Annotated in this window: 9 protein-coding genes and 1 pseudogene; 9 read left to right on the top strand and 1 reads right to left on the bottom strand. The window is 38.9% G+C overall.

Annotated elements, in window-relative coordinates; all coding sequences use genetic code 11:
• Positions 1 to 152 precede the first annotated feature (152 nt).
• The 7 genes and pseudogenes from AAC978_RS15835 (at position 153) to AAC978_RS15805 (ending at position 3,316) form a co-directional block, all read left to right on the top strand.
• The gene (locus tag AAC978_RS15835; protein ID WP_341549043.1) at positions 153 to 770 is read left to right on the top strand and encodes a DUF2975 domain-containing protein; all 618 of its coding nucleotides are present in this window, start codon (positions 153 to 155) and stop codon (positions 768 to 770) included.
• 14 nt (positions 771 to 784) lie between these two features.
• Positions 785 to 1,021 carry a helix-turn-helix domain-containing protein gene (locus tag AAC978_RS15830; protein WP_341549042.1) on the top strand — a complete coding sequence of 79 codons (237 nt, stop codon included), beginning with the start codon at positions 785 to 787 and terminating at the stop codon, positions 1,019 to 1,021.
• 94 nt (positions 1,022 to 1,115) lie between these two features.
• Positions 1,116 to 1,529 (top strand): transposase, encoded by a 414-nt coding sequence (locus AAC978_RS15825; RefSeq protein WP_341549041.1) that lies wholly within the window; start codon positions 1,116 to 1,118, stop codon positions 1,527 to 1,529.
• Positions 1,511 to 1,687: pseudogene (locus tag AAC978_RS15820) on the top strand (IS30 family transposase); the annotation flags it as partial. The gene AAC978_RS15825 and the pseudogene AAC978_RS15820, both read left to right, overlap by 19 nt.
• Positions 1,688 to 2,080: 393 nt before the next feature.
• Positions 2,081 to 2,548, top strand: a complete 468-nt coding sequence (locus tag AAC978_RS15815; RefSeq protein ID WP_341549039.1) for a DUF2975 domain-containing protein — start codon at positions 2,081 to 2,083, stop codon at positions 2,546 to 2,548.
• Between the two features lie 50 nt (positions 2,549 to 2,598).
• Complete coding sequence (locus tag AAC978_RS15810) at positions 2,599 to 3,078, top strand: DUF2975 domain-containing protein (protein ID WP_341549038.1); 480 nt, start codon at positions 2,599 to 2,601, stop codon at positions 3,076 to 3,078.
• Positions 3,079 to 3,088: 10 nt separating this feature from the next.
• Positions 3,089 to 3,316 (top strand): helix-turn-helix domain-containing protein, encoded by a 228-nt coding sequence (locus tag AAC978_RS15805; RefSeq protein WP_341549037.1) that lies wholly within the window; start codon positions 3,089 to 3,091, stop codon positions 3,314 to 3,316.
• 180 nt (positions 3,317 to 3,496) lie between these two features.
• Here AAC978_RS15805 and AAC978_RS15800 read toward each other — a convergent pair whose 3' ends face one another.
• Positions 3,497 to 4,051 carry a hypothetical protein gene (locus AAC978_RS15800; protein ID WP_341549036.1) on the bottom strand — a complete coding sequence of 185 codons (555 nt, stop codon included), beginning with the start codon at positions 4,049 to 4,051 and terminating at the stop codon, positions 3,497 to 3,499.
• A gap of 287 nt (positions 4,052 to 4,338) precedes the next feature.
• On the opposite strand from AAC978_RS15800, the gene AAC978_RS15795 reads away from it, so the two are divergent.
• Together AAC978_RS15795 and AAC978_RS15790 are read left to right on the top strand one after the other, a co-directional pair.
• Positions 4,339 to 4,800, top strand: a complete 462-nt coding sequence (locus AAC978_RS15795; protein WP_341549035.1) for an NADH-quinone oxidoreductase subunit NuoE family protein — start codon at positions 4,339 to 4,341, stop codon at positions 4,798 to 4,800.
• A gap of 3 nt (positions 4,801 to 4,803) precedes the next feature.
• Positions 4,804 to 6,099, top strand: a complete 1,296-nt coding sequence (locus AAC978_RS15790) for a complex I 51 kDa subunit family protein (protein WP_341549034.1) — start codon at positions 4,804 to 4,806, stop codon at positions 6,097 to 6,099.
• Positions 6,100 to 6,103 lie beyond the last annotated feature (4 nt).

The raw sequence follows: 6,103 nt of genomic DNA, 5'->3' as shown, positions 1-6,103 counted from the left end.
GCATCTGAGTTTACAAAATGGCTTCTCACCTTTCAATTAAGGTTTTGAGCTTGGTGTCCATACTAGAAAGCTAAATTTATTAATGAATATCGTTAATAAATTATTGACATTCGAATAGTATGCTATATACTGTAAAAAAGGGAGGTAATTTCATGAAACAAGATAGCGTTATAAATATGCAAAAAAGAGCTAGAATTATCAAAAGTATCTTATTACTTATCTTTGTAATTGGCATAATATTACTCTTTGCAGCTTTAATTGTGGCTCTTTTTTTATTCTTTGCTCCCGAACAAGGATTTACTGCTGAAAAAGGAAATATGGATTGGTTTATAGCATATAACTCATCTAATGGTGCCGCTTTTGGTATATTTGTTCCTTTTAGTATAATTCAACCTCTAAATATCAGTAGATTTGACCCAAAATCAGCCTTTCTTACTTATTTAGTTTCAAGTGCGATTCTTAATATTGTTTTTCTATATGGCTTAAAACAAGTGATGAATATTCTTAATTCAATCATAAAAAAGACAACCCCATTTAATATCGATACTGTTAATAGTCTTAAAAAAATAGCATTATCAATAATCATTTATTCGGTTGCTTTAGATCCAATTAAAAACCTCTTGGGATCAGCTTTTGTAACAAAGATTTTCACATTTGATTTTTCAAATATCCATATAAGTGGAGTCTTAGTTGCAGTGATTGTCTATATAATAGCTGATATATTCAAATATGGTATGTACCTTCAAGACGAAGTAGATACAACATTGTAAGGGTGTGCTAAGCAATGGCTATAATAATCAGATTAGATAGAGTCTTGGTTGAAAGGAAGAAAAAACTTAACGAACTGGCTGAGGAAATTGGGATTACTAATGTTAATCTCTCAAACTTAAAAACCGGTAAAGTAAAAGCTATACGGTTTTCGACTCTAGACGCGATTTGTAAAGCACTTAAGTGTCAACCAGGTGATATTCTAGAGTATGTTGACCAAGAAGATACTGTAACTCAATATTCTTATGATTAGTGTTATAAAGGAACCGCGGGTATGGTGAACTGCACCCCAAATGTTAGACATGTGGTAAAGTATTTATGTCTAGTATTTGGAGGTGCAGTTTTTTATGGCCAAATATTCACCTGAATTTAAGTTGGAAGTAATAAAAAGTGTATTAGATAATGGAATATCTGCGGGAGAGGCTTCTAGAAAATTTGGTGTACATTTAAGTGACGTTTCGAAAAGGATAGCGGCTTACGAAATCCATGGAATAAATGCGATAAAAAAGCAACGTATTACTTACTCGGGAGAGTTTAAACAAAAGGTCATTGAAGATATGCAAGCAAACCATCTAAGCTTTCGTGAGACAGCAGCAAAATACAATCTGTGTAACCATAACATTGTAGCGAAATGGGAACGTATTTACATGGAGGAAGGCTCACAAGGACTGTACGTGGAACGTAGGGGGCGAGCAAATTCTGCTTTTAGTGTGAGAAAAGGTCGTTCGCCAAAGCTGGATAGGAAGAGATTACTCGCATGATGAATCATATCAATTCGTACAAAAGAAAAAAGCTGAACAACCGTAGCCCCTACGAAACGTTCAGCTTTTGCCATGGAGAAGAAGCTTTGCAGAAACTGGGATGCTCACCGGTTGCGGCCAGTGAAATCGTGATGAAACTTGCTCTTCTCAAACGATAAACGATAAACTTAAGCCGCCAACAACCCAAGTTCAACCCAAAAACCGGGGTGGATTCTACGATTACAAAATAATTTACATTCCCGAGTCGACCTCCACTTGGCATGCCCGTATAAATCAGGATAGGTTATGAAAACAAATAAATCAAACTGCGTTTGGGTTACAAAAGCTGCATTTGGTTTTCAAAGCAGGCATTTCGAATACAAAAACTGCGTTTCGTTTACAAATATTCAGTTGTCGGTTACAAAGACTGCATCTCAGTTTACAAAATGGCTTCTCACCTTTCAATTAAGCCTCGCAGAATTTTGGCATCGCTGGAAACGATATAAATTTATTGATAATCGATAAATATTATGTTAGAATCAGTTTATCATCAAATCAGTGAGGTGCCTTAAATGAATATTAAACATGGTTCAACCATTTTTTTAAAGGCAATAATTTTTGTAGTTGGTATCGCGGTGTTTGCTTTGTGTATCTATTGGTTACCGGTGCTAACCATCAGAGAGATCAAAACACAACCTGGGGTTTACTCGGCATATCCCTTTTTAGTTTTTGCCTATGGATGCTGTATTGCGTTTTCTGTTGCATTGTATCAAGCATTTAACCTATTAACCTATATCGAGAGGAACAATGCTTTTTCCGAGTTATCGCTTAAATCCTTGAAGGTTATAAGGAAAACTGCTTTGATCATCATTTTCTTCTTTGTGTTAGGAATAGCATACTTAAGAGTGCTTTCCAGCATCACAGGAGATGATGCAGCAGGTCCAACAGCATTGAGCCTAATGGCTATTTTAGCAACAAGTATCATCACCGCTTTTATTGAAGCGCTTCAAAAACCATTGGAAAATCTTCTTAAGAGATAAAACCCAAAATGATAACATTTTTAATGAAATTCAATTAGCGAGGTTTTTTTATGAAACAAATTAAAACACACTTTTTGAGACTGGCTGTTATTTTTTTAGGAATCCCAATTCTTGCATTGTGTATATTTTTTGTGCCTGAACTGGCTTCTGCTGTATCTGGTTTTTTAAATATCAATTCCTTGAAGTATATTGTATATACCATTTTATATGGCTCTGCGATACCTTTTTACTTTGCTCTGTACCAAGCCTTTAAACTTTTAAGTTATATTGACAAGAGTAGAGCTTTCTCTGAATTATCGGTAATAGCTTTAAAGAAAATCAAGTACTGTGCCATTTCAATCTGTAGTTTACATCTGCTAGGCTTGCCGTTATTCTTTTTTGTAGCGGATAAAGATGATGCGCCTGGTCTCATATTTGTCGGAATGGTTATTCCTTTTGCTTCAATGGTGATCGCCGTTTTTGCTGCCGTTCTCCAAAGACTTTTACAAGAAGCTATTAATATAAAATCAGAAAATGATTTGACGATCTGAGGTGGGTTTCATGGCTATTATCATTAATATTGATGTGATGTTAGCAAAAAGAAAAATGAGCGTAACAGAACTTTCGGAGAAGGTTGGCATAACCATGTCGAATCTCTCTATTCTGAAAAATGGAAAAGCAAAAGCGGTTCGGTTTTCAACCTTAGAAGCGATATGTGAGGCTTTGGATTGTCAACCAGGTGATATTTTAGAGTACAAAAGCGACGAAGGCACTCAAACAACAAAATGATTTAATCAACGGGAGTGGATAGAGAATTTAAGGGATAGCCAATTTGGCTATCCCTTCTTTGCGCTTCTTGAAGTTATTTAATCAGAGAATTCCATTGAGATGCGTGCAATTTTGACTTTTCCACTCCAAAACTGACCCCATAGCTCAGTGGCCAGGGGATTTTTCATATTTTTGCAATTACTATTGGAGGCTTTGACCCATCTGGGAATCTTGGCCGCTTTGTTCGATCTTTTGTTCCATCGGCGAGGAAGTTCCTTGCCCCATCTGCATAGCAGAATTTTGTCCCATTTGCATAGAAGAACTCTGCCCCGTTGCACCTTGAGACATCTGTTGGCTGCTTTGAGACATGCTTTGAAGTTGAGATTGAGCCTGTTCGATGAAATCATTCATTTGCGATAAGGCCTTGGAGGACTGAATCGCTTGACTAGCTTGATTTAGAGATTGGGTTGCGGATTGGAGGGCTGTCTGTAGTTGATTTAAGCTTTGGGAATGCTCTTGTTTGGATTGACTTTTGAATTGATTCATTTGATCAAAAAGTTGAGTTAATTGCTGACTTTGGTTTTGGCCTTGTCCCATAGCGCTATTTTGTGAACTAAGACTGGACTGCAAGCTAGAAATAGACTGTTGCATTTGTTCATATTGCGATTTTAGAGTGCCTAATTCTTCAGCTACTTCCATGTCTGTTTTCAACCCGGCTAGGCTTTCTAATCCTGAAGCGGTTTTTTTGGTTGTCATGATAAACCTCCTCGAAATAAAGTTATATAACCTTATCTAGATTGCCCAAGTGCAAATAAACAATACTAGGTTCTAAATTTTAGAATAGTTAGAAACTTGTTGCTAAATCCAAAATTTAAACTTCGTCATTAGGTATTGTAATTTATATCACAAATGAATACAATGAATGCATGAGTAAATGTTTTGTATGATGGAAAAGGGTTTCGCCAAGTGAAACAATACCATTCATCATAATTATCATAGGTAATAAGGAAGTAACGAAGTAATACGACGAAGGAGAATTAGAGATGGAAAGAATCAACGATATTCTAGAAAAGTATCGCTATGCAAAAGAAAATCTAATTCAAATCATGCTGGAAATGCAAGCTCTTTCCGGACAGAATTATCTACCTAAGGAATGGGTAGAGTACGTAGCTCAAGCGATAGATTTGCCTTTGAACAAAGTCTATGGAGTCATTTCTTTTTACGCTATGTTTAGTACAGAACCGCGGGGAAAATACCTCATTGAGGTGTGCAAGAGTGGCCCCTGTCACGTGAGCGGTGCTGAATCTATTGAACATTTGTTAGGAGAGGTACTTGGAATCAAGACAGGTGAAACTACCCAAGATGGTTTGTTTACTATAGTGCAGTCAAGCTGCTTTGGTGCTTGTGATATCTCCCCGGCTATAAAAATTGGGGAGAAGGTCTACGGGAATTTAACTCATGAGGCACTTAAAGCTGTAATCGACATCTGCAAGGAGGAGGCTTAAATTATGGAGAACACAAAGATTTTAAGTTATCGTTTTGATCGAATTAAGCCCGATTCTGTGGAGGACTATCTAGCAGCCGGTGGTTATGCAGGGTTAAAAAAAGCTATTACCATGAACCCGGAGGATATCATTGAGGAAATTAAAACTGCCCAGCTTTTTGGCCGGGGTGGCGCGGCTTACCCTACAGGAATCAAATGGGAACAAGCCTATGCGATACCTTTGGAAAAGGGTCTTAAATATATGGTGTGTAATGCGGATGAAGGGGAACCGGGTACCTTTAAGGATCGGGATATCATGGCTAAGGACCCGCTGATGCTGATTGAGGGAATGACCATTGGAGCCTTCATTTTTGGCGCCAAGGAAGGGTTCATCTATTGTCGTGGAGAGTATCCCGCTATCCAAAGAACCCTAAGGTCTGCCATCGAGAGTGCGAAGAAAGCCGGTTTCCTGGGTGAGAACATTTTAGGAACCGGATGGAACTTTGACATCCAGGTGGTATCAGGAGCAGGAGCCTATGTTTGTGGTGAAAATACGGCCCTAGTCGAGTCCATCGAAGGGAAAACCGGCCGTCCTCGGCGTAAGCCCCCCTATATTAAAAATGCCGGCTTAAATATGATGCCGACGGTGCTTAATAATGTGGAAACCTATGCCTGCATTCCCTGGATTGTCAGGGAAGGTGGAGAAAGGTTCCTGTCCATCGGTACAGAATACAGCGGTGGGACCAAGCTGATGTGCCTCTCCGGAAATGTAGTTCGCCGCGGAGTTTATGAAGTTCCTTTTGGAACCACACTCCGTGAATTGGTAGAAGACCTTGGTGGTGGCATTGCCGAAGGTAGAAAATTAAAGTTTGTCCATTTGGGCGGTTCCAGCGGATCCTGTTTTCCAGAGAGCCTGCTCGATACCAAGATTTGTTATCACGACTTGAAAAAGAATAGTTTATCCCTTGGTTCAGGAGCGGTGTTAGTTGTAGATGATCGCCAATGTGTTGTGGATTATCTGAAGGCTGTCATGGAGTTCTTTGTCGAGGAATCCTGCGGGAAGTGTACGCCCTGCCGAGAAGGAAACCAGAGAATCCTGGAAATCCTTGAAAAGCTATCCGAAGGCAGAGGGACAACTGAAGACCTTAAACGCGTAAAGAGCCTTTCCCAGACGATGAAAAACACAAGCTTTTGCGGTTTAGGGCAAAGTGCTCCTGTTCCGGTGACCACCCTGCTTAAACATTTTGCTGATGAGTTTGAAGCCCATGTACAAGGAAAATGCCCATGCGGAAAATGCAGCATGCAGAGAGTAAGGGGGTAAACAA

This window comes from Desulfitobacterium sp. THU1 (genome assembly GCF_038181555.1).
Lineage (GTDB): Bacteria > Bacillota > Desulfitobacteriia > Desulfitobacteriales > Desulfitobacteriaceae > Desulfitobacterium.
This window is presented reverse-complemented; position numbering and strand designations above follow the sequence as displayed.

Bases quoted from the DNA above. Each gene is read 5' to 3' on its own strand.
- AAC978_RS15835 (WP_341549043.1), top strand. From the start codon at position 153: ATGAAACAAGATAGCGTTATAAATATGCAAAAAAGAGCTAGAATTATC.
- AAC978_RS15830 (WP_341549042.1), top strand. From the start codon at position 785: ATGGCTATAATAATCAGATTAGATAGAGTCTTGGTTGAAAGGAAGAAA.
- AAC978_RS15825 (WP_341549041.1), top strand. From the start codon at position 1,116: ATGGCCAAATATTCACCTGAATTTAAGTTGGAAGTAATAAAAAGTGTA.
- AAC978_RS15815 (WP_341549039.1), top strand. From the start codon at position 2,081: ATGAATATTAAACATGGTTCAACCATTTTTTTAAAGGCAATAATTTTT.
- AAC978_RS15810 (WP_341549038.1), top strand. From the start codon at position 2,599: ATGAAACAAATTAAAACACACTTTTTGAGACTGGCTGTTATTTTTTTA.
- AAC978_RS15805 (WP_341549037.1), top strand. From the start codon at position 3,089: ATGGCTATTATCATTAATATTGATGTGATGTTAGCAAAAAGAAAAATG.
- AAC978_RS15800 (WP_341549036.1), bottom strand. From the start codon at position 4,051: ATGACAACCAAAAAAACCGCTTCAGGATTAGAAAGCCTAGCCGGGTTG.
- AAC978_RS15795 (WP_341549035.1), top strand. From the start codon at position 4,339: ATGGAAAGAATCAACGATATTCTAGAAAAGTATCGCTATGCAAAAGAA.
- AAC978_RS15790 (WP_341549034.1), top strand. From the start codon at position 4,804: ATGGAGAACACAAAGATTTTAAGTTATCGTTTTGATCGAATTAAGCCC.